Genomic DNA, 19,870 nt, shown 5'->3' on the forward strand with positions numbered 1-19,870 from the left:
TTTTCTGCGCTCATACGGCTATGATGTACGTAATGACGCGCATCGCTAGGTAACGGTATGAATGTAGCTCCATTTTCAGATGGATTACGCTTATTAAAAACCCCCATTTACTATCGTCTCCCTCGTTCACTAATTTAGCGCCTATTCTTGCGCTTTCGCTAACGCCTTTCTCGCGTCATACTCGTCTAAATAACGTTTAAGTTCGTCAGTGCGATTGAATACCCACATACGGTTGCCAGTGCGTTTGTGCAACGCCGTATATTTATAGCGAAGGCCATTCGCTTTGAGGAAATGCATTAATGTCGTTGAATAGCAGAAAAACTCGTTCACATAAATCCCTCCGTTAATTTAAAGTAATACTAAACTTCTGCCGTTATTGTGCCCGACTCATTTATCATTACGTTTTGAACTACGTAATTTGTTCCGACCACTTCAATAAGGGAGCCGGTTGATAAAACGCCTATTATCGGAACATGTCCAAGCAATGCTCCGTTTCGGAATACGCGTGCCTTCATTCTCTACCTCCCTCGACTTTCTTCGAAAAACTTCGAAATTGTGACGTGTCATAATCGTCTATTAAGTCCGATAAGTTATCGACTCTGCGTATTTCGCCTTCGTACAGAAAGAATTTTAATTCTGACGCACTTACTTCGTCACAACTATCAGGAAAATATCCAGGACACCACAAATCGCCGTTTATTTTTACTTGGCGTTTACTCATTCGCTATCACCGCCCGTAAACCACGCTCTAGGCTTCGAATTCGTTGTAGTGTACACCTCACCGCTTTTACCGTAATCTCGTACATGTTCAGGTACGTCCGAAATAGTTAACGGCGCAATAAACGGACTGTCAACTGTCAGCGGCGCAACTGTTATTGGTTGATTAATAATTCCTCTCTTCGCCAACTCTTTACGCAAATACTCCGTAGGTACTTCCGATATCTTTACCGTTTTCATATCGCTAATCTCATCGCCTTGTTGCGTCCATTTCGCGTAATAACGACCGTCAGCCTGCTCATAGTACGATTCTAACTTGCGCAATGCCTTCGTAGCTTCACGCGCCTCTCGCTGGACCGCTTTCAAGCCCGTCAATGCTTCGGATACGTCTAAGGAAACTTTCATCGTTAATTCTCCGAACTCTTTCGCTTTCTCTACGTTATTCATAGAGTTTCACCTACCTTACGGAAACTTTCCGATGTTAGCATTCCGTTTTTCCGATCTTTTTTGCGTAATCCAACTTTAATGACCGTGAAATTACCGTTCTCACTATCTAAACCGACGATTGATGCCGTACAGTCAGGCATTAGCACCTTTTCTTCATCGCGCTCTCCGAACTTAACGCCTAGGTACGCTCCCCTTTCCCTGTTTAATAATCTAAGGATAGGTAGATTTTCCGGTAATAAAACGAATGATACTTCGGCAACTGTTCCGTCATAAATAAAATCAAAAAATCCGCTAATAGCTATTCCGTTTATCATAGGTATTGCGATAATCTCTTTTTCCTCCTCGACAACTTCGCGCTTTTCTTCCGCCATGTTCGTCAACAACTCCTTAAAATAAATATTAAACGCCCGCAACATTCGTCACGAGCGCATGATTGACATTTCGTCTTATACTATAGTTGAACGCTAAGGTTCAAAAAATTGATGCGGAACGGCTTCGAAAGGAATCCCGAAGCTGGATAGATGTCGGTATTTAAACGCCCCAACCGGCTTTGCGCCGTCCGCCTAGCACAAAATTACCTTATACCTTCTAACACAACTAAACGGCTAAAAGTAAGCTATTTCCTCTTATATTTATCGTAATCCATCTTAATAAGTTCTCCGATAGTTCTAGTTCTTCTGCTCGGCTTTCTATAACTTCTTCCGTCAGAAGCTAAGTAAGCGTTAATTCGCGAATGATTTTCATTGGTATCGTCATCTTCATCGCTAAAATCAGTCAAAACCTCATCGGATTTACGTTCTTCTTCTTGAGTAGCGCTCATAATTGGGTACTCATCTCGCGTCATCTTATCCGGATGCGGATCCGTCACTTCTTCGTATAGACAAAGCGTAGACAACCGATCGAGCGCGCCAGCATCGGGCATCTTTCCGTTAGCAACGAAATACTCTTCCGTCAGCGCTTCGATTGCTTCAAAGCGCGAAGGGCGAGGTAGATTACCCGCCTTAGTCTGCGCCCATAATTCGTTTACTCTTTCGTTAAATTGTGCGTTGTTCATTCCGCGTCCTCCCTTTCGCTAAGCACGTAACCTTCTCCACGCCTGCACCACGATTCATATACTTGCGCCACTTTTGCAGAAGCGACGTTAATTAGTCGGTTTACCGTTTGCTTGCTGACGCCCATACGCTCGCCTGCGTCCGTTTGCGTCAAATCTTCGCCATATACTAGATGCATAGCCTGCCGTTGCCTATCCGTCAAGCCTGCGCGCTCAATTGCCGTCTGCAAGTCGATAAGAATATCTGACGCGGCATTATCGCCAGCAAAGCGCCGTTGCTTAAGCGCATGATAGTCGGCGAGCAGTCGCCTTACGCCTTCCGTATTGTCCAAAGCGTATCGCCCTTCATATTGCCGATGATGGTCCGGCTTATTAGTTGCGCTTCCCATTAAATCGCCTCCGTCCCTATTTTCCTTGCTTTTCGTCTCTGCTTGCGTTATAATTACGCCAAAATTACCAAAGTTTGGAGCGTGTTAAAATGGCGTTCGAACCGTTAAAAATTAATGCTGCCGAGCGTAGAGGCAAGTTGTCGTTGACTATCGATAATCAGTCGCGTCTAACCGTCAGCCGTCCAGCTCAACGCGAATTAAATATCAAGCCGTATCAATACGTTGTCATTAGCGTCGACGTCGAAAACAAGCGCATTGGCGTCGCTAAGCAAGAGCTTGCGAAGGTGCCAAATGCGACCGCAATAAAAATGGACAAACGCGGCTACCTCGGTGCGAGCGCTGGGCGATCCGTCTGCGAAAAGTTAGGACTGCCGCACGAAGAATTGCCCGTCAAGTTTCACGACATAGGCTGGATTGACGAAAATGGCAGCCGCTGGCGTGCTTTCGAATTGAGCGAATAATAGCGCCTTCCTATCGCGCTATTTCGTTCATAACCGCGTCAACTTTCGCGTATAGTTCGTCAAGATTGCCGTCATTGACGATTTCGTAATCAACGTCAAAGCCTTCGATGTGCCTTTCCGTTTCATGGTCGAGGTCTTTTTCGTCAAAACTATCGCCTGCTGCTATTGCGCGGGCTTTTCGTATTTCTAACGGTGCAGTTACGCGTATAATCGTGTAGCCGTTCTTGCGTGCCCATTCGTACTCGTTCAACTGGCGGAGGTCAGTAACTACAATGCCGTCCGGTCGTTTGACGCGTCGGTAAAAGTCGATAGTCCGTTCAGCATGGCGAATCCATATGCCATCGCCGTATAGTCGACGCATATCTTGCCCGAATTTTTGATAGCCTTCGCGTGGCTTCGGGTTCTCCGGCACCCACGGATGAAGCTCGTGGTATAACCGTTTGAGTGCGTCGCCGAACGCAACCTTTTCGTAGTAGTCATGCGTCGTGAGGATTCGATGCGATACGGAATCTTTACCCGAACGAATCCAGCCCGCAAGGATTATCTTCCTCATTGGCGATCACCTCGCTTAATCACGATAGTCACGTCGCGCTCACCCAGCAAGCGAATGTCCTCCGAGTTAGTTTCCGTCTGTTCAGCGAATGTCTCTACGTTTCGTTGCGTATCGCTTAATTGTTCTTCTAACTGTGTCACGCGTCGGGCTAGATTGGCGAGCATGTCGATGACTTCAGGACTGGCTTGCGTTTCGTCTACGGTTAAGGGATCGGCTTCGACAGGTTCGAGTACGCGATAATCGTCATATCTCACGTCAATGAAGTCCCCACCAAGACGATAGCCATCCGTGATAATTTCCGATACCGTATGAATAGAGCCTACCGACAACTCTAACGGATCGTGGTAAACGATAATCACCTTCTCGCCAACTTCCGCATGACGGTCTGCTAAACGGAAGCGCTCGTCATCAATGCGGACGATGTCCGTTGGTTCTAAAACTACGTAAAAATCATGCGAGTATGTGCCACAATCATTCCCCGTCTCAATCGACTCTACAAATACCTCGCCGTTGATGAAATAATCGGTAACTTTTCGAATATGACCTTTCTTTCCTAATACGTAATCCCCAACGTCTGCCTTACGTTCCACCTCTACGTACTCACGCTCGATTCCTCCGATTGATTCGTCTGCGATATAGTGTAAGTTCGTCATTTACTTCGCCCCTCTTTCGATTATTTTTACGCTAACTTGCTGACGCCCGAACTTTAACGCGCCTTGATGACTGTTAATTAAGTAGTCGATTCGTCGTCCTTTGATTGCGCCTCCCGTATCTACGGCTATCGCCCGTTCAGTGCTACCGTCAGCAAAGCGTAGCTCGACGATGGACCACAACGGAATGACAGTCGGATCAGTCGCTATTACGCGAAGTCCGTTGTGGTGCGTCTTGTTTCTAACGTCGATGCCCGTCTTGGTAACGCCGATGCATCCGGTATCGCAGAATGCCGTATATGCAGTCGCCTCGAACGGTTGCCACGCCGTTTCATTCAGCCTGTCGATTGCCTCGACTAATTCCGCGTTCTTCTTTCGTAGCTCTTCGTTTTCTTTCGTTGCTTCTATCGCCTGCTGACGCCAGATTTGCGCGTTCGGCGCTACCACTTCGGCAAGCTCGGCGGACTCGACGGTGGGTCCCGTTAGTAGTTGCGTAGTTAGTAAAGTTGTCGTTAGAATATTGATCGAATCACCCTTTCGGCTTAATTAATTCCTCGATGCTGACCGGAAATTTTTCCTTCGCGAACTCGTGAACAGCCTTCGCATATTCCTGAATTTCGACTTGACTATCGTGTGCCAATCGCTGGTTTAAGAAGTGCGCAACCGATTGAAGCGAAGCCGTCCAGTAATAACGGACATACATTCCGTATGCGGGAAGGAATAGACGCGCTTGCTCCGGTGCCATACCAAGTTCGATTGACCTTTCGTATAGTCGCATTGATTCTTCGATGTGCTTTTCGTATACATGCTGAAGCTCGCCCATCTCGTGGTATTCGAGCACTTCCATCAATGGACCGCCGCTACCTTGCTTCGAATTGTCTGGCGCACTTCGCCACTCATCTACTTCAGGGATATAAAACGCCGGCTCCTCCGTAATATATCTACGCGATGATTCATTCCAAGAATCCATCGTATGATCGCTGCCAACGATATATTTCCAGTGCTGGCGCGCAACCATTAACGGCGCATATATTTCGAATTGAAGCGTAGCGTGTCGGAAAGGTGACGTATGCCCCTCACGAGCAAGGAACTTAATGAGGCGGATGTCCCCGTCTGATAGTTCGCTAGATTCCTTGTCGTACGATACGCGAGCCGAGTTTACGACTGATAGGTCGCTACCCATTACGTTAGTTAGTCTTACATACCCTTTATCTAATACGTGTTTAATTTCGTTCATTTATTCGTCCTCCTTAATCGGATCACTTTCCGCCAATAACACGCCTTCTTTACTCCAGTATTGCGTAACCTCCCGCAATATGGTATCAACGCCATTACCTCGAATTGATACCGTCTCGATTACTTCGATAATACGAGCGCGTCTAGTTGTTTCCGGCTCAACTGGCTTTCGATTGTTCATTCCATATTCACCCCGCTCGAACCGAATCCGCCTTCGCCTCTTGCCGTCTCACCTAACGTTTCAACCTCGGTAAATTGCGCTCTTGCTATTGGCGCGATTACCGCTTGGGCTATGCGATCGCCCTTACGGATGATATAACCACCGCCTTCTTTGATGTTATCTGTACCGCAGTAATACTTTCCGTCAATGCCGTATATAACATAGAAATCCTCTATCGTAGGTATATCAAATAAGTCAGCGAAATTTGCGGTGTTATCGACAATCACGCCGACTTCTCCGCGAAAATGACTGTCAATCGTGCCGAGCTGAACGCGTAGCTTCGTTTTCAGCGTGATGCCCGACCGTGGTCGAATCTGCATTTCGTAACCGTCCGGTAATTCAAACGCCAAGCCGACGGGCACTTTCGCCGTTTCGCCCGGCTCGATAATGACGTCCTCTATCGCGACTAGGTCAAAACCGGCATCGCCATCGTGAGCATATTTCGGTACTACTGCGTCCTTGTGCAATCGTTTAATGTTTACGTTCATATAAACGCCTCCTCGTGTTATAATCGTTTCGGGTGATACATCATGAGCGACAAATATAACGGATACGACACCGACAAGGTTTATACTTACGACGAATACCCGGACGTTCATAGTGGGCGCTGCGACAATTGCGGTAGTAGCCACTTTGAATCGAGAGTCGGCGACGGTAAGTTCTTGCGCGAGTGCCGTAAGTGCGGTATGAAGAAGCTAATCTAACGGATGGCTTCTTTCTTTATATAACGTTGCTGTCGCTAAGATTGGAAAATAAAATCGCTATCTTGTAACGATTCGACTGTCGCCAGCACATAACCGTTACCTTTTTGCGAGAAAAAATCATGCGACTTAGTTTTCGTGCTTAGTCCGTTTAACACAATCGCGCTTTGCTTTTCGTCCTCGAAGTACGGATCAAATCCGAGGTTTGCCAGCGCCTTGTTTGCGTTATATCTTAGAAACTTTCGAACGTCATGCTCAAGTCCTAACTCGGAATAAACATCGTCAGTATAAGCGCTCTCGTTTTCGTAAAGTGATACGAGCAAGTCGATTGTAAAGTCGCGTAGCTCTAGTTGCATACCAGCCGATTGCTTGCCGTAAATCTCCTGCGCGAGTAATCCGATATACACGCCGTGAATTGATTCGTCGCGAATAATAAGGGAAATTATCTCGCCACTATGCGTTAGCTTTCCTTCGCCGGCAAGTAATAACGGATAGTAAAAGCCCGAATAGAACAGGAAACTTTCCAACATTACTGACGCGACCAACGCTTTATATAAAACGATTTCGTCGTCCGGCTTTGCGGATAATTCCCGATACAACTTTTCGATAATTTCGGCTTTTCTCTGCAAGTGCGGATTAGCTTCCACCCACGCGAATACCTCGTCTATTTCCTCGCGACTAGCTAACGTTAAGAATATATTCGAGTATGATCGCGCATGTATAACGTTTTCCATCATCGCCATGAAGTTCAATACGGCTTTGCGCTGATGGCCTGGAACGGCGAGGGATATATTCGTCATGCCGTCCTCGCCTTGTAGCGTATCAAGCAACGTCAGTCCGCCAAGCACGCGCTTATACGTTTCTTTCTGTGCCGACGGCAACTGCTTCCATTGGTTTACGTCCTCATGAAGCGCAATATCCTCCGGTCGCCAAAACTGCTTGATATTCTGCTCCAAAAACATTTTCGAAAAGTCATCGTCTTGTTTCGCCCAATTGGCGGCTGTAATCGTCATATGTCGCCTTCCCTTCCGTCAGACTACGCAACTTAAGCAATCGTCTTGTGTCGTATTTTTAGTTCTCGCATAATAAATCGTTTTAATCCCCTTGTAGTGCGCGTAAAGGTCAATTCGATTAAGCTCACGCGTGGTCATAGTGTCTTTAACGAATAGCGTAAAACTTATGCCCTGATCGACATGTCGTTGAATAGTCGCGATAAGGTCGACGACTTTAAACATATCCATATCGTACGCTTCCTTATATAAGAACCAGTTTTGCGGTGATAAGCCTGGCATCGGATAGTACGTTTTGCTATTTCCGTAAGTTCGTTCTTCTATACGTTCCATAATTGGCATGACGCTTGCTGTCGCGGACTGGACGTAAGATATTGAGCCGGTCGGAGCTATCGCGAGTCTATATGCGTTATATAAGCCATGTTCGATAATACTTTCAGACAACGCCAACCATTCGGCAACTGTCGGCAAATCAATACCTTCAAATAACGCTTTTACCTTGTCAGTTTTCGGAAGAAAATTAGCGTCATTGCCAAGGTATTCCGTGAAGTAGGTACCGTCAGCATACTTCGATTTCTCGAATCCTTTAAACGTCGAACCTCTTTCCTTCGCAAGCTCATTCGATCGAATCAGCGACCAGTAGTTAACCAGCGAAAAGAATACGTTAGCAAAGTCGCGCGCTTCCTCGGACTCATATGGTATGCCACTCTGCGCCAAGTAGCCGTGCAGATTCATTGCGCCAAGCCCTATCGACCTCATTTCGCGATTAGCCTTCGCGACCGCCGGAGCATTTGCGATATTAGTAGATTCGGATACGCGCGTTAAGAAGTCGATAGCCAGTCGAACCGTGTTGCCGATATTGCCGTGCTTCATTACGTTCGCGATGTTAAGGCTGCCGAGATTGCACGAGATGTCGCTACCCAATATGTCGGGTTGTCCGTAGTCCGTGTACGTTGATACCTCCGATTGCATCAGTATCTCTGAACACAAGTTAGAAAACTTTACTTTACTGTCTAGCGCATGCGCATCGTTTACATTATCGCTAAACATAATATACGGATAGCCAGACTCGAATCTAAGCGCTGCTATTTTCGTCAGCAATTGGCGCGGATTAATTTGATCCTTGCGAACACGACTGTCGTTAATTAGGACGTCATACATTTCGTTCATATCCATTTCGTCAAAATGAACGCCATATGCTTTATAAACGCTGTGCGGATAGAATACGTAAGCCGGCTTATTCTCGCGAGCTAATTCGATGAACTTGTTCGGAATGACGACGCCAATAGATAACGTTTTAACAATGACGTCCTCGTCTGCTGTTATTTTTCGCGTATCCAAGAAATCGTTAATGTCCGCGTGCATGATATGCAGATAAGCCGCGCCTGAACCATTACGTTGACCCGCCTGGTTAATATGTCGCAAAGATTGGTCGAGGTTACGCATGATTGGCACGACGCCGCTCGTCACGTTTTCGTAGCCCATTAACGATTCACCTTTTGCGCGAGTTTTAGATAAGTTGACGGCAATGCCTCCGCCTAGCTTCGATAGATGACGAACAGTTGCATTCATCATATTAATGTCGTTGAGCGAATCGCCACATTCGAGCAAGAAGCACGATACCAACTCGCCCCGACGCTTGCGCCCTGCATTAAGAAATGTTGGCGTTGCTGGCTGATACTCTTGGCGCATCATTAGTTCTGCAAACTCAATCGCCTTGGCGCCGTCTCCATCTGCTGCGAATAAAGCGTTAATACTGACGCGATCCTCATAACGTTCGAGCAACTTCTTGCCGTCGTTAGTCTTTAGCGCGTAATCATTGTAGAACTTAAACGCAGCCATGAACGAAGGGAATCGGAATTTAAATGCGTATGCTGCACGATAAACTTCCTTAACTTCCGCGAAACTATACTTATCGAATATTTCCTTTTCGTAATAGTCATTCTCGATAAGGTAATCTAATTTTTCGCGAAGTGAGTGGAAGAAAACGGTATTTTGATTAACGTAGTCTAGAAAGTATGAGCGTGCTGCTTCGCGGTCTTTGCCAAGTTGCAACATTCCGCGTTCATCACGTTGCATAATTTCGTTGTTCAATTCGATATATTTATTCAAGTTCTCGCATCCTTTCCGTGATGGTTTTAACGTCCTCCTCCGTGCCTGCCAGTTCAATCATGCCGAGCAAAGGAACGTCATACTGTTGCGCGATAATTCGACCAGCTTTCGCAAAATTGTCGCCCCAGTTTCGATTGCCCGCGCCAATTACTCCTACCATATAGCCTGCGTTGTTATCTATGAATCGTTCAACTGTTGCGGGAACATTGCCGAAATTATATGTTGGCGTAACTAAAACGAACGGCTCGGTCGCCCTCTTATGCGCGCTTATTTCTAGACGGTCAGCAGGCGGAACTAACCGCGCTACAAACCGTCGAGTATTTCCTGTTAGCGAGTAGTAAGCGATTAGCACTCTTCCGCCCCCAAGTCTTTTAATATTTCCTTTAATTCCGCTACACTTTTAACGACCTGTTCGCGTCGGTCATAAAAATCGATTAGCTTATCGAGCAGCTTTTCGAGTTGATGGTCGATGTCCTTTAGCTCCGCTTCGTTAATGACGAGTAGCTTGCGGTATGCTGGCGCTAGGTTATACATAAGGTACAAACAACCATCCGATAAACAGGATAATAAGCAACGTGATAGCGTAAGCTAGAGAGTGAAATAATTCTTTACTTAAGGGTCTTTCTTCCGGATCGTCGAAGTTTCTTTTAAATCGCATTAGTGCGAATGTATACAGTAATACAAAGGATTGTAGAAACGTGATAGTTGATATTTCGAATATCTGAGAAGGAAACCAGTTAAAAAACTTCATAAAAACGAACGACTTAACCATCCATAATAAGAACGTCACTACTAAGCTTGCTAAATATTTCATCATTTCGCCTCCTTAATAATTCCGTTTTTAATTAGATACGCAAGCCCTATCGCGCAGGAATCGCTCGCATCGTCACTCTTAAACTTGTAATCTTCCGAAAGCTCGAGCAAAAGCCGAACGCCCTCCTCAACTTCGTCTTTGGTTGCCGTACCTTTGCCGCCAACTATTCGTTTGACTTCTGTCGGCGTTATCTCGCCATCGATCGCATAGCCGTATTTACCAAGCGCGCTATCAATCATCGACCAGCTTCCGAATACGAGCTGCGTGGCACGCTTGCTTCCGCCTTTAATGAAATGCTCGCGTATAGTTAAGTCGAATGGTCCGTGCTCGTGAATCGCTTTGACGGCAAATGCTTCGACATAAGCAAAGCGTTCGCTATCGCTATTGTCCGTGCTTGTTTTAATAGAATCGGCGATGACTAGCGAAGGCGAACCGCCTTTTACTTCGAGGACGGCTACGCCTGGGCTTGCGCTAATGTCGAACGCTAGGACTCTCATTCGACCACCCCGAATTTAGCGAATGAGAATAGTAGGAAGAGTATTGCCGTATTAAACATATCTACTCCGACTGCAAAACGACTAGGCGTATATAGTCCGTTACAGTAGAGAATAAATTCAACGAACGAAATTATACATACTATAAGACAAAGGGTATTTATAATTTTCATCATTCCGCCTCCCTTGCGTCTTTAATGAACTCGAATGCTTCGTAAAAATTTTGCTTCTTCCAGTCCGGCAAGCTCGATCGCATCATACGTCTAACCTGCGCCTTAAGCGTTAAATACTCCTCGTCAGTTAACGATTCAGCGCAGGCCGTCTTAAAATTATTAAAGGTGAACCTTGTTAAGTCGATAGCTGGCGGAATGTCTGCGTTAATACATCGCGTAATCTCTGCAAAGTTATCCAGTAGCTCCGCACGCTCCTCGTCTGTAATTTCAAAGCCAAACGCGCGTATATCTGGCGTCGCTGCGTATTCATCTTCCGTCATAACCCACGACTTTTTCGCGGCATTGACATAAAGAATAATAAAGTAGTCAACGTCATACATAATCGAGTAGGCGACGCATTGCTTGCGGTGCCCCTCTTCCGCCTCGCGCATTGAATGAAGTGACGTACGTGCTGGCGTTGTCTGTTTCGATTTGATTTCGAGCCCTACGCGCAGGATTTCACCGTCAGCGTTCACGTACTGCATGATGCCGTCCGTTGTTCCGTAAAGATAGAACGATTGACCGTTATGCTCGACTTGTTTATTTTTCTTCGCGAAATCCTCGAACATCGGTCGGTTGTCCTCCGTGCGCTCGAATCGGAAAGGGCAGCCGGGCAAGTTGCGCTCCATTGCGAGAACTGTGCGTTGTATTAGGTCGCCAATTGACGTACCAATTTCGCGCCAACGTCCCTGATGAGGCTGACTCGGAAAACTGTCCTTCTTAGCGCGTTTGGCTTTAACGTATAATTCGCGCGGGCATGCTTTCGAGCTGCTCGGCGAAAAGTAAGGACGCTTAGGCCATACATTAGGTGGATTTGCATACCATTCGTGTATCTGACGGTCGAGCTCGTTATCATATTGTTCTGGCAGCGAGTACCAGCGATCAAGTTCCTTCGTAAATTCCTGTGCAATTTCGTTTATATTAATCGTCAATTATGCGTCCTCCTTTTTCTCTAACAACACGCGGTCTACTAATAACGAAGCAAATCCGGCAATTAGCCACAACGTAGCAACGTCATTAAAGCTGCTGTTTAATATTTTCGCTAACAATGTGATTAAGCCAGCGGACAAGGATGCAATTACTAACGTTAATACTAACCTCATTCCGATTCCTCCCTTTCGTACCACTCATCTTCGTTTACTTTTCCTAGCCATCTTTCCGGATTCAATTCAACGTCGCACCGGACAGGAACGATTAGTTTTACCGCTTTCTCCATCGTTTCTTTTATTCGCGTCAAGTTGTCTCGCGAAATATCTTTCGGGCAATCGAATAGTAGTTCGTCGTGCACTTGGAGAAGAATATACGTATCTAACTCCGGTAAAACGTCTTGCAAATCAACTACCGCCTTCTTCAGTATTGATCCCGCGCTTTCTTGTATCGGAAAGTTGCCCGCCTGTCTGTCAGCGCGAAAATGGTGAAATCTATCTTTTGATTTATAATCGTCATGTAGGCGACGTTTCCTTCCGAAAATACCGGTCACATAACCTTGTTTCCGGGCTTGGCGCTTCTGCTCATTCATATAGCGTTCAATGCCCGGATAACCTTTGAAGTAGTTGTCGATAATAACTTGCGCCTCTTTTTTCGTAATCTCCAACGTGTTAGATAAACCGCCAGCACTCATTCCGTAAACAATCCCGAAGTTAACTACTTTCGCCTGCTTACGTAGTTTCTGCTGACCTGAACCGTCGTTGTCTTTTTCCGCCTCAATGTCTTCGTAAGTGTATTTACCCGCGCTAATCATTGCGGCTGTTGTAGAGTGGATATCGCGATTTTCAAAGAATGCTTTAATTAACTCCTGTTCGTTCGCCATATGCGCTAATACTCGAAGCTCTATTTGCGAATAGTCGATTGAAACTAGAATACGGTCGCTACCCGTAGACAAGAATAGTTGGCGCACTTCCGGTCGTTTTGCCGGTATTTGTTGCGTATTCGGTTCTTTACAAGTAAATCGTCCAGTCGCCGCGCCCCAGGTATTGTGCCAAGGGTGAATCTTACCGTCGCTCTTAACTTCGCGAGGAAGTTTTTGCGTAAACGATTCGCGAAGCTTGCCTATACCTCGATTCTCAAGTATCAACGGTATTACTGGATGACTGTTTTTGATTCGTTTGAGAACTTTTGCTCCCGTTGACCCTTGCGCTAAATCAGGTAACTTCAATTCTTCGAATAATTTCTTTTTCAATTGAGTCGGACTGTTAAGGTTGATTTCTGTTCCTAGGTGTTCGTGAATCTTACTCATAATTTCCGCCTGCTCAATCTCAAACTGTTTATCCAATTTCGCTGCTGCTTCCGTATCAAACCGTATTCCGCGTAAATCTGACTTGATAAACTGGCGACAAACCGGCATTTCTATATCGTAGAATAATCGCTTAATCTGCTGTAAATCCGGCCTCTTGTCATACCAGTGCGAAATCCAATCGAACAGTGCTAATGTTTTCTCCGTATCTCCTGCCGCGTAAGGTAACGCAACATCAAGCGTTATCTCATTAAACGGTGTATTCGGGAACAACTCGTCGAAGTTCTCGCTCGGTTGGTTAAGCCAGTCCGTGAGCAAATTCTTCAACCGGTGGTCCCTGTTCTCGTCCATAGACATCGCCATAATTCTCGTGTCTGCGTATAAAGAATCCGTTAGATTTAATCCGTATTTAACCTCGAACCACTTGCAATCAAATGGAGCGTTATGCATTACGATTTTAGTTGACGTTAGAGGGTCGTTTACTATTGCTAAAATGTCGCGATCACTAAGCTTTGATAAATCCGTTTTCTCTTCGTGATTCAACGGTACGTACCAACTTGCTTCACGTGTAGAGACGGAGAATCCCGCAACGTTGCCGCGCCACGGGTCTAGCGCTCCCCCATTCTCTCCAAACGTCTCACAGTCAAACGCGATAATGTCTGCGGCAGTGATAGCGTCAGCCATTTCTTGCAACTTAGTCAACGAATCAACTAGCGTATAGTTTTCGGGAGTCTTTGCCACAAGGTCCGCTAATTTACTTTCGCGCTGCCTTTCCGCCAATTCCTTATACTGCCGAAGCGCCTCCGCCTTGCTGAATTTTTTGCCAACGGCGGCCGGGTCTCTTCCTATCAAACCCGCCTCCATCGCCACCTTTACTTCGATTAATTTCGCCTGGTCTGACGCGCTATTCTTCATCGCCAGTATGCGCGCCCATGCTTCGTCAATTGTCTCGGTTGCCGCCGATTTCTTTTTTGTCGCCTTCTTGACGGCTTCAGCAGATTGCGCGCTTGCCGCCTGGTTGCCGATATTTAGCCGTAACTTAGCCGCCATTTTATCGCCCCCTTACAAATCCTCATTAGCATCAGACGCCATTTTATCGATTAATTCAGATACTGGGTCGTCAAGACTTATTCCGTTGCGACTAACGTATCGTTCAACCTCGATAACTAAATCAAGTAATTCCATATTTCTCGCCTCCTTCGCGTCTAATAAATTACGCTCCGCACGTTCATTTCGCGGTAATAGTCCAAAACCGTTGATTCACCGTCATCGACCGCCCACTCTCGCCAGCACTGGACGTCGCAAAACGTTAGGTCCGCTTGATCGTCCTCAACGTGTAGCTTGCCGTGGCGAATTTCCGACTGACACTTCGCACAACTAGGCACGGTCAAAACGGCTTTCTACTGGCGTGATTAGTTCGACCTCCGCGTAATAGTGAATCTCGTTCGGTCCGATTACCAAAGGATGATGTCCAACTTCTATCGTCGCAATTTCCGTAATAAATCCTTCGTAAAGACCGCTTGCACATAAATCGTCAGTCACGCGAACGATATCGCCTTTCTTAAACTCGTTAGGCTTGCGTCCAATCTTCGCCCATTTCGCTTGCGCTTTTGCTTCCGAAACTTCTTCGTCGGTTGCGCGGACAATTTCTTCGTTAGCAACAAACCAATCCTCGCTATCTCTGACACGCAATGCCATGAAATTCGGCTTGTGTCCATCGCCAACCAATTCCACAATGTCGCCGATTGAAAATTCATGTCCGTGCTTCTCACAAATAACCTTCGCGTAATCTCCGACCTTCAACGGCTGTTCAGCTTGCCCGACCGGTTCGTAAACTTTAACGGTGTCTGTCGTGCGGTTATAGAATGAATAGTACACGTCCATATAGTGTCCGTCCTTATCCCTAACTTCCATCTGCCCGTTTACCGGCCCATAAACAACATCGTTTCGAAAACAACAACTCGTATTTTCCGTAAACACTACGACATCGCCCGGCTGTGCTTTGCGATCAACTAGCTTATACTCGACGCCATTATGCGTGATTAGTTCGTCCGTTGACGATTCCTGCTCGCTACCTATTTTCTTTGTCATTTTGGCTGCCATTTCCGCATATTGCGTAAGTTCCTTAACCGTTCCCTCTAAAATAGTACCGTCACTTAAAGTTATTTTCGCCATTCATTCGTCCTCCTCGTCATATTTAATTTATTGCGCAACCATTTCCGCCTTATATAGCGCTCGATTAAACGTCAGGCTCAACTCGACCCATCGCTTGCTTGCCCGCGCTTCTGTCGCCCAGTATTCGCGCAAGTCCCTATTTTCGAACATATATACGCGAGGCATTTCGCCCTCTTCCGCGAGTACGCCGATAAAAACATCAACGTCGGACTGAGAGTATTTTTGACCGCTGCCATTTGTCGCATAAACTACCAGTTCGCCGTTACGGTCACCGCGCTTGCGGATCGTTTTTACCTGAACCTTTAGCTCAGCGCCATTTAACGGGTCGGTTGCTTTCAAATCGTAGGCTTCCGATGTCCGCGTTGTTGAAACGGTGTAGCCGTTAGCGATTAACGCCAATTCGGCTACAAGTTCGGAGTAAGCGCCAAGAGTGTCCGTATAAGATGCCATTCAATTCGCCTCCTTAAAAGTTATATTTTTGGGCGTCATTATTTCCGCCGTCGCTTGCGTCATTAGTTGCCCCAGTACTCGGCAATACGCTTTTATCTACTGAGCCTTCCTCGGCTTCTTGTAAAATTGCGACAATATCGCTTTCTTCGCGGAAGTTAGCTAAGTCTGCGTATCCATAGTCAATTCCGATAAATGCTTTCGCTTCTTCAAGAATTGCTTCGTCTAGCTCCGCGGACTCTAGCGCGTAAGTCTTATCCGACTGTTTAATGAATACAGCGTCCCCGACTAACGAATAGTCTTTGTTGAATTTCTTCGCCGGCTTTTCAGCTTTATCGTAGTCTGCAATTAAATTATTCGCATGAAACTCCGCAACATCGATGACGCGATACGTTTTGTACTGCGGATCAAATACAGGAATCATAAAGAACATTTTTCGTTTTGCGCCTGCCTTGCACGAGATACATTCGGTTTTGCCCGGCTTGAAGTATTTCAGAATGTCCGCGTCTGCTTCTTTCGGCGAATGAAGGCACGTATGCTTTCGAAATTTATGAATCGTTTTGCCTTCGAACACTTTATCTTCATGGACAAAGTAAACGAACCAGTCGTCAGGCTGCGCCAGTATTACGAAATCTTTCCCGTCTGCATTTACTTCGCCATGTTTTCCCATACGGACATAACGCGTGATCCCGTCTGGAAATTCGCTATCACCTTTCGAAGCTTGGTCGCGTTGTTGTTCACGCTGTTTTAAAATATCGCGAATGTTGCTCATTAAATCGACTCCTTTTCGTTTGTAAAATTCGAACGCGAATCCCGCGCCCGCTGGCGCCCTCAAAACGTACTTCCTATCTACGTGGCACGCAGACAGGCGACCGGGCTATTTAAAGCGTTAGCTCCCCGATCCTTCCGTATTGACAACGCCAGCCGACGCGAACGTCAGCCGTCCCTTTTTCCATGCCAACTTGCAGATGCAACTGTTACCGAGCGCTGTCCAGACGCCCGTCACTGAATATCGAATAGTAACGGAAACTATGCCAGCGTTTTAGCGTAGCCTAGCGACTTGCTTACCTAACCGTTACCTCAATATTCACCGACGGACGGGCGATAATTAAATCGCCACATCTTCGTCAATCTCTACAGGATTATCGTGACACCAGTACACGTAATCGCGATACTCTTCGACTGTCATGTCGTTGGCTTTGCCGAGCCATTCGATCAGACGGTCAAATCGTTCTTGCGAAAGTTTGAAACGTTTCCTATTCGCCTCAAACCATTCGAAAATATTGCGGTCGCCCTTGCTTAAATTTAATCGTCCTGCCATCGGATACATATTCTCGCGTACAGTTCCGCCATGACCTATCGCGAGTGGAAGCGCATGTTCGCGGTGTAAATCGGTTGTTTCGCCAGTTAGTGCGCATGCGTTTCCGAAATAATCGAGTGTTTTCGCGTATTCTGATTCGGTTAGTGTGTCGGGTAATGCCCGTTTTCTTGCTCGTCTTTTAGCGTCACGAATGTAAAATTTCTCACGATTATTTTCGTAGTATTTTCGCTTAACTTCCGCTATTCTATCACGGTTTTCTTCGTAGTACTTACGCCGAATCTCCGCCATCTTATCTCTGTTTTCTTCATACCATTTTCGACTTCTTTCAGCTTCTTTATCACGGTTTTCTTCGCGGTATTTACGCATACGTTCCGTTATCTTATCTCGGTTTTCTTCGTAGTATTTATGCTTAACTTCCGCTATTCTATAATGGTTTTCTTCATAGTATTTACGCATACGTTCCGTTATCTTATCACGGTTTTCTTCGCGGTATTTATGCATACGTTCCGTTATCTTATCTCGGTTTTCTTCGTAGTATTTATGCGCACAACCCTTGCAATAAGAACAAACGCCGCCTAACTTTCCCTTGTCTTTCGAGAAATTCGCTAACTCTTTTACTTCGTTACATTTCGTACAAACTTTCGCGATAATTTCACCGGATGTATTTTCGTAATAAACGACTCGCTTACTTTTAACCGGATTATTAGAAATTTTCTCCGTCAACCCTTCAAGATTCATTACGCCTTAGCCTCCGTTCTATCCGCATAAGCCGTCCCATAAAACGCAACGTATTGCGCAATCATCTTCCGTTTCTTAACTTCCGCCATACTAACGACATTATTATTCATTTTCTCCACTCGCTTTCCAAACGGCGCTCACGATAGATGCGATGCAGACCGTGCAATATAATAGGATAAATTCCGTCATAAATATTTCGCCGCCCCTTCTTTAATCGCGTTGAACGCCTTAATCGCCTCGTCTAGCTCGAACTGTATGCGACCAACCTTCGTTTCTAGCTCGCTTATTTTATCCGACAAGCTTTCGCGAACCTTTGGCGACTTAGCCTTTGCGTAGCTTAAACGGTGCTGCGCTAGCTCGACGTTGAACTCGGCTATTTCGATTGATAAAGCGCGTTCTTTTCGTTTGAAATCGCGTTCAGATTTCGCGAACTTCCGCTTGATAACTTGCGCAACTTCATCGGCGAATGGTATCGGCACAGCTTCAGGGAATTTGTAGACCGTGATAATCTTTTCGCCAATAACGACTAACCTTGTTTTCGTTTTAAAATGATCGTAAAACTTCCTAATAAAACCGTTAGGACCAGGCGTTTCACCTTGATAAAACGCGGTTTGCATAAGTTGTTTTAAATGATGTGGCGCATGTTGCTCCGTTTGACCTAATCGTTCAACTGCCCGTTGAATTGCGTGCTTAGTGACGATATACTCTTTCATCCGAGACGCACCGCCTTTATAATAGGAAGCGCATCTTCAATTGGTGTAGCGTAGCTGGCGTCATACATGCGGACGCCATCGCGTTTATATCGATTTAACTTTCGTTCGAAATCGGTTTTAAAATCCTCCGTTTGGGCATACTTATTATTAGAAGCGCATTGCTGGCGCTTATATACGTTCATTGGTAACGACCTCCACTTGCGAAATTTGTCGAACTAGTGTATTATTACAATTGTGTTAAAGGCTATACGGTAAACCGTATTTTGCTTTATAATGTAGATAACGGAAATAGGTCGCGATTCCTAGGCGAGTTCTATACACCGTTAAATATTAAAGCGCAACAAGGTAATCGGTATAATCACCGTATTGCTTTGAATCATACTTCGCTGCCAGGCGAGTTAATGCGCGTATTACTTTTGAATGGTGACATCCTAACTCCTTTGCGATTGCCGTCGCGGTGGGTTTCGGATGACTGAGGAACGAATTAACGATTGCCGTCGTTGCATCGTCCGCACCAATCAGGAGATAGTCGATCAGCGCCAACTGATCGGCTTTTCTTTTTGCTATTACATGTTCTTCAATATTTAATTCATCTGGAATTCTTATAACATAATCATCTAATTCATTATCACTGGTAACTCCTGAGTATGTCTCATATAACCGAGTTCTTTTTGCTTTTTTATAAATATTCGCTCTTCTATTCTTCCAAAGCCACTTAAAGTAGCAGGGCTTACCTGGCTCTTTTATAAAATCAATTGAGCCATCGTATTTTTCTACTGCATATAAAATAGTATTACCAAACTCAGATATCACTTCCTGAACATCTACTTTCAGTTGATTAGAAATGTTATAAAAGTAAATATCGATATTCCTCTCTCCAATAATCTTTGATACGACGATCCTATAAATCTCGCTAAATGAAGAGTCAGTTTTATCTTTATTATATTCTTCTATTAAATTTTCAATATTTTTCAAAACTAAATTTCCTCCTTTTGGTTACAATAGTAGATACAACTGAGGTTTTATGTTCGCGCACTTTGGAATAAAATTTGTATTTCTTTTTTTATACTCTATATGCTAATAATAACCAATTTTTAAATATTACCTTATGTATTGTAGTATTCTTACAAATGTAAAAATGTTCAATTAAATGAACATAAAAATAAAAAAAAAAAA

The 19,870-nt window shown here is 45.3% G+C and carries 31 protein-coding genes; 2 read left to right on the plus strand and 29 right to left on the minus strand.

Annotated elements, in window-relative coordinates:
• Window positions 1-359: 359 nt before the first annotated feature.
• The 6 genes from MHI57_RS24610 to MHI57_RS24635 form a co-directional block, all read right to left on the minus strand.
• Window positions 360-515, minus strand: coding sequence for a hypothetical protein (locus MHI57_RS24610; RefSeq protein WP_340978853.1), 156 nt, complete (start codon window positions 513-515; stop codon window positions 360-362).
• A complete protein-coding gene (locus MHI57_RS24615) occupies window positions 512-721 on the minus strand; it encodes a hypothetical protein (protein WP_340978854.1) in 210 nt (69 codons plus the stop codon). Before MHI57_RS24615 ends, MHI57_RS24610 begins: the two co-directional genes overlap by 4 nt.
• Window positions 718-1,164, minus strand: coding sequence for a hypothetical protein (locus MHI57_RS24620; RefSeq protein WP_340978855.1), 447 nt, complete (start codon window positions 1,162-1,164; stop codon window positions 718-720). Before MHI57_RS24620 ends, MHI57_RS24615 begins: the two co-directional genes overlap by 4 nt.
• Window positions 1,161-1,535 (minus strand): hypothetical protein, encoded by a 375-nt coding sequence (locus MHI57_RS24625; protein WP_340978856.1) that lies wholly within the window; start codon window positions 1,533-1,535, stop codon window positions 1,161-1,163. Before MHI57_RS24625 ends, MHI57_RS24620 begins: the two co-directional genes overlap by 4 nt.
• A 245-nt stretch (window positions 1,536-1,780) precedes the next feature.
• Complete coding sequence (locus MHI57_RS24630) at window positions 1,781-2,218, minus strand: hypothetical protein (RefSeq protein ID WP_340978857.1); 438 nt, start codon at window positions 2,216-2,218, stop codon at window positions 1,781-1,783.
• A complete protein-coding gene (locus MHI57_RS24635; RefSeq protein ID WP_340978859.1) occupies window positions 2,215-2,604 on the minus strand; it encodes a sigma factor-like helix-turn-helix DNA-binding protein in 390 nt (129 codons plus the stop codon). The genes MHI57_RS24630 and MHI57_RS24635 overlap by 4 nt, the downstream gene beginning before the upstream one ends.
• An 89-nt stretch (window positions 2,605-2,693) precedes the next feature.
• Between MHI57_RS24635 and MHI57_RS24640 the strand changes: the two genes are divergently transcribed.
• A complete protein-coding gene (locus tag MHI57_RS24640; protein WP_340978861.1) occupies window positions 2,694-3,065 on the plus strand; it encodes a hypothetical protein in 372 nt (123 codons plus the stop codon).
• Window positions 3,066-3,075: 10 nt separating this feature from the next.
• Here the strand turns inward: MHI57_RS24640 and MHI57_RS24645 are convergent, their stop codons facing one another.
• The 6 genes from MHI57_RS24645 to MHI57_RS24670 all read right to left on the minus strand — a co-directional run bounded on the left by MHI57_RS24645 (window position 3,076) and on the right by MHI57_RS24670 (window position 6,212).
• Window positions 3,076-3,618 carry a deoxynucleotide monophosphate kinase family protein gene (locus MHI57_RS24645; RefSeq protein ID WP_340978863.1) on the minus strand — a complete coding sequence of 181 codons (543 nt, stop codon included), beginning with the start codon at window positions 3,616-3,618 and terminating at the stop codon, window positions 3,076-3,078.
• A complete protein-coding gene (locus MHI57_RS24650; protein ID WP_340978865.1) occupies window positions 3,615-4,271 on the minus strand; it encodes a hypothetical protein in 657 nt (218 codons plus the stop codon). Before MHI57_RS24650 ends, MHI57_RS24645 begins: the two co-directional genes overlap by 4 nt.
• A complete protein-coding gene (locus tag MHI57_RS24655) occupies window positions 4,272-4,715 on the minus strand; it encodes a 3D domain-containing protein (protein ID WP_340978867.1) in 444 nt (147 codons plus the stop codon).
• 82 nt (window positions 4,716-4,797) lie between these two features.
• Window positions 4,798-5,505 carry an FAD-dependent thymidylate synthase gene (gene thyX / locus MHI57_RS24660; protein ID WP_340978869.1) on the minus strand — a complete coding sequence of 236 codons (708 nt, stop codon included), beginning with the start codon at window positions 5,503-5,505 and terminating at the stop codon, window positions 4,798-4,800.
• Window positions 5,506-5,685, minus strand: coding sequence for a hypothetical protein (locus tag MHI57_RS24665; protein WP_340978871.1), 180 nt, complete (start codon window positions 5,683-5,685; stop codon window positions 5,506-5,508).
• Window positions 5,682-6,212 (minus strand): dUTP diphosphatase, encoded by a 531-nt coding sequence (locus MHI57_RS24670; RefSeq protein WP_340978872.1) that lies wholly within the window; start codon window positions 6,210-6,212, stop codon window positions 5,682-5,684. The genes MHI57_RS24665 and MHI57_RS24670 overlap by 4 nt, the downstream gene beginning before the upstream one ends.
• Before the next feature lie 42 nt (window positions 6,213-6,254).
• Here MHI57_RS24670 and MHI57_RS24675 point away from each other — a divergent pair, with 42 nt between their 5' ends.
• A complete protein-coding gene (locus tag MHI57_RS24675) occupies window positions 6,255-6,428 on the plus strand; it encodes a hypothetical protein (protein WP_340978874.1) in 174 nt (57 codons plus the stop codon).
• A 35-nt stretch (window positions 6,429-6,463) separates the two neighbouring features.
• On the opposite strand, the gene nrdF is transcribed toward MHI57_RS24675, so the two are convergent.
• The 17 genes from nrdF to MHI57_RS24760 form a co-directional block, all read right to left on the minus strand.
• Window positions 6,464-7,438, minus strand: a complete 975-nt coding sequence (gene nrdF, locus MHI57_RS24680) for a class 1b ribonucleoside-diphosphate reductase subunit beta (RefSeq protein WP_340978876.1) — start codon at window positions 7,436-7,438, stop codon at window positions 6,464-6,466.
• 18 nt (window positions 7,439-7,456) lie between these two features.
• Window positions 7,457-9,547 (minus strand): class 1b ribonucleoside-diphosphate reductase subunit alpha, encoded by a 2,091-nt coding sequence (gene nrdE, locus MHI57_RS24685; protein ID WP_340978878.1) that lies wholly within the window; start codon window positions 9,545-9,547, stop codon window positions 7,457-7,459.
• Entirely contained in the window at window positions 9,540-9,899 is a 360-nt protein-coding gene (gene nrdI, locus MHI57_RS24690; RefSeq protein WP_340978881.1) for a class Ib ribonucleoside-diphosphate reductase assembly flavoprotein NrdI, read from the minus strand. Before nrdI ends, nrdE begins: the two co-directional genes overlap by 8 nt.
• The gene (locus MHI57_RS24695) at window positions 9,893-10,081 is read right to left on the minus strand and encodes a hypothetical protein (RefSeq protein WP_340978883.1); all 189 of its coding nucleotides are present in this window, start codon (window positions 10,079-10,081) and stop codon (window positions 9,893-9,895) included. The genes nrdI and MHI57_RS24695 overlap by 7 nt, the downstream gene beginning before the upstream one ends.
• Window positions 10,074-10,361: a hypothetical protein gene (locus MHI57_RS24700; protein ID WP_340978885.1), complete on the minus strand. Its 288-nt coding sequence runs from the start codon at window positions 10,359-10,361 to the stop codon at window positions 10,074-10,076. Before MHI57_RS24700 ends, MHI57_RS24695 begins: the two co-directional genes overlap by 8 nt.
• A complete protein-coding gene (locus MHI57_RS24705; RefSeq protein ID WP_340978886.1) occupies window positions 10,361-10,858 on the minus strand; it encodes a crossover junction endodeoxyribonuclease RuvC in 498 nt (165 codons plus the stop codon). The genes MHI57_RS24700 and MHI57_RS24705 overlap by 1 nt, the downstream gene beginning before the upstream one ends.
• Window positions 10,859-11,027: 169 nt before the next feature.
• Window positions 11,028-11,999 (minus strand): hypothetical protein, encoded by a 972-nt coding sequence (locus tag MHI57_RS24710; RefSeq protein WP_340978888.1) that lies wholly within the window; start codon window positions 11,997-11,999, stop codon window positions 11,028-11,030.
• Window positions 12,000-12,170 carry a hypothetical protein gene (locus tag MHI57_RS24715; protein ID WP_340978890.1) on the minus strand — a complete coding sequence of 57 codons (171 nt, stop codon included), beginning with the start codon at window positions 12,168-12,170 and terminating at the stop codon, window positions 12,000-12,002.
• A complete protein-coding gene (locus MHI57_RS24720) occupies window positions 12,167-14,350 on the minus strand; it encodes a DNA polymerase (protein WP_340978892.1) in 2,184 nt (727 codons plus the stop codon). The genes MHI57_RS24715 and MHI57_RS24720 overlap by 4 nt, the downstream gene beginning before the upstream one ends.
• A 12-nt stretch (window positions 14,351-14,362) precedes the next feature.
• Entirely contained in the window at window positions 14,363-14,485 is a 123-nt protein-coding gene (locus MHI57_RS24725) for a hypothetical protein (RefSeq protein WP_340978893.1), read from the minus strand.
• Between the two features lie 192 nt (window positions 14,486-14,677).
• Window positions 14,678-15,475: a hypothetical protein gene (locus MHI57_RS24730; RefSeq protein WP_340978894.1), complete on the minus strand. Its 798-nt coding sequence runs from the start codon at window positions 15,473-15,475 to the stop codon at window positions 14,678-14,680.
• 27 nt (window positions 15,476-15,502) lie between these two features.
• A complete protein-coding gene (locus tag MHI57_RS24735) occupies window positions 15,503-15,925 on the minus strand; it encodes a hypothetical protein (RefSeq protein ID WP_340978895.1) in 423 nt (140 codons plus the stop codon).
• A gap of 13 nt (window positions 15,926-15,938) precedes the next feature.
• Window positions 15,939-16,694, minus strand: a complete 756-nt coding sequence (locus tag MHI57_RS24740; RefSeq protein WP_340978896.1) for a single-stranded DNA-binding protein — start codon at window positions 16,692-16,694, stop codon at window positions 15,939-15,941.
• Between the two features lie 336 nt (window positions 16,695-17,030).
• Window positions 17,031-17,981: a hypothetical protein gene (locus tag MHI57_RS24745; protein ID WP_340978898.1), complete on the minus strand. Its 951-nt coding sequence runs from the start codon at window positions 17,979-17,981 to the stop codon at window positions 17,031-17,033.
• Window positions 17,982-18,166: 185 nt separating this feature from the next.
• Complete coding sequence (locus tag MHI57_RS24750) at window positions 18,167-18,694, minus strand: hypothetical protein (RefSeq protein ID WP_340978900.1); 528 nt, start codon at window positions 18,692-18,694, stop codon at window positions 18,167-18,169.
• Window positions 18,691-18,876: a hypothetical protein gene (locus tag MHI57_RS24755; protein WP_340978902.1), complete on the minus strand. Its 186-nt coding sequence runs from the start codon at window positions 18,874-18,876 to the stop codon at window positions 18,691-18,693. The genes MHI57_RS24750 and MHI57_RS24755 overlap by 4 nt, the downstream gene beginning before the upstream one ends.
• Window positions 18,877-19,024: 148 nt before the next feature.
• Window positions 19,025-19,669 (minus strand): hypothetical protein, encoded by a 645-nt coding sequence (locus tag MHI57_RS24760; protein WP_340978904.1) that lies wholly within the window; start codon window positions 19,667-19,669, stop codon window positions 19,025-19,027.
• Window positions 19,670-19,870: the final 201 nt, after the last annotated feature.

Origin of the sequence: Cytobacillus sp. FSL K6-0129 (genome assembly GCF_038007625.1) — a bacterium.
Classification (GTDB): domain Bacteria; phylum Bacillota; class Bacilli; order Bacillales; family Cytobacillaceae; genus Cytobacillus; species Cytobacillus kochii.

Coding starts and splice junctions, on each gene's coding strand:
- MHI57_RS24610 (WP_340978853.1), bottom strand. CDS start 515: ATGAAGGCACGCGTATTCCGAAACGGAGCATTGCTTGGACATGTTCCG.
- MHI57_RS24615 (WP_340978854.1), bottom strand. CDS start 721: ATGAGTAAACGCCAAGTAAAAATAAACGGCGATTTGTGGTGTCCTGGA.
- MHI57_RS24620 (WP_340978855.1), bottom strand. CDS start 1,164: ATGAATAACGTAGAGAAAGCGAAAGAGTTCGGAGAATTAACGATGAAA.
- MHI57_RS24625 (WP_340978856.1), bottom strand. CDS start 1,535: ATGGCGGAAGAAAAGCGCGAAGTTGTCGAGGAGGAAAAAGAGATTATC.
- MHI57_RS24630 (WP_340978857.1), bottom strand. CDS start 2,218: ATGAACAACGCACAATTTAACGAAAGAGTAAACGAATTATGGGCGCAG.
- MHI57_RS24635 (WP_340978859.1), bottom strand. CDS start 2,604: ATGGGAAGCGCAACTAATAAGCCGGACCATCATCGGCAATATGAAGGG.
- MHI57_RS24640 (WP_340978861.1), top strand. CDS start 2,694: ATGGCGTTCGAACCGTTAAAAATTAATGCTGCCGAGCGTAGAGGCAAG.
- MHI57_RS24645 (WP_340978863.1), bottom strand. CDS start 3,618: ATGAGGAAGATAATCCTTGCGGGCTGGATTCGTTCGGGTAAAGATTCC.
- MHI57_RS24650 (WP_340978865.1), bottom strand. CDS start 4,271: ATGACGAACTTACACTATATCGCAGACGAATCAATCGGAGGAATCGAG.
- thyX (WP_340978869.1), bottom strand. CDS start 5,505: ATGAACGAAATTAAACACGTATTAGATAAAGGGTATGTAAGACTAACT.
- MHI57_RS24665 (WP_340978871.1), bottom strand. CDS start 5,685: ATGAACAATCGAAAGCCAGTTGAGCCGGAAACAACTAGACGCGCTCGT.
- MHI57_RS24670 (WP_340978872.1), bottom strand. CDS start 6,212: ATGAACGTAAACATTAAACGATTGCACAAGGACGCAGTAGTACCGAAA.
- MHI57_RS24675 (WP_340978874.1), top strand. CDS start 6,255: ATGAGCGACAAATATAACGGATACGACACCGACAAGGTTTATACTTAC.
- nrdF (WP_340978876.1), bottom strand. CDS start 7,438: ATGACGATTACAGCCGCCAATTGGGCGAAACAAGACGATGACTTTTCG.
- MHI57_RS24695 (WP_340978883.1), bottom strand. CDS start 10,081: ATGTATAACCTAGCGCCAGCATACCGCAAGCTACTCGTCATTAACGAA.
- MHI57_RS24700 (WP_340978885.1), bottom strand. CDS start 10,361: ATGAAATATTTAGCAAGCTTAGTAGTGACGTTCTTATTATGGATGGTT.
- MHI57_RS24705 (WP_340978886.1), bottom strand. CDS start 10,858: ATGAGAGTCCTAGCGTTCGACATTAGCGCAAGCCCAGGCGTAGCCGTC.
- MHI57_RS24715 (WP_340978890.1), bottom strand. CDS start 12,170: ATGAGGTTAGTATTAACGTTAGTAATTGCATCCTTGTCCGCTGGCTTA.
- MHI57_RS24720 (WP_340978892.1), bottom strand. CDS start 14,350: ATGGCGGCTAAGTTACGGCTAAATATCGGCAACCAGGCGGCAAGCGCG.
- MHI57_RS24725 (WP_340978893.1), bottom strand. CDS start 14,485: ATGGAATTACTTGATTTAGTTATCGAGGTTGAACGATACGTTAGTCGC.
- MHI57_RS24730 (WP_340978894.1), bottom strand. CDS start 15,475: ATGGCGAAAATAACTTTAAGTGACGGTACTATTTTAGAGGGAACGGTT.
- MHI57_RS24735 (WP_340978895.1), bottom strand. CDS start 15,925: ATGGCATCTTATACGGACACTCTTGGCGCTTACTCCGAACTTGTAGCC.
- MHI57_RS24740 (WP_340978896.1), bottom strand. CDS start 16,694: ATGAGCAACATTCGCGATATTTTAAAACAGCGTGAACAACAACGCGAC.
- MHI57_RS24745 (WP_340978898.1), bottom strand. CDS start 17,981: ATGAATCTTGAAGGGTTGACGGAGAAAATTTCTAATAATCCGGTTAAA.
- MHI57_RS24750 (WP_340978900.1), bottom strand. CDS start 18,694: ATGAAAGAGTATATCGTCACTAAGCACGCAATTCAACGGGCAGTTGAA.
- MHI57_RS24755 (WP_340978902.1), bottom strand. CDS start 18,876: ATGAACGTATATAAGCGCCAGCAATGCGCTTCTAATAATAAGTATGCC.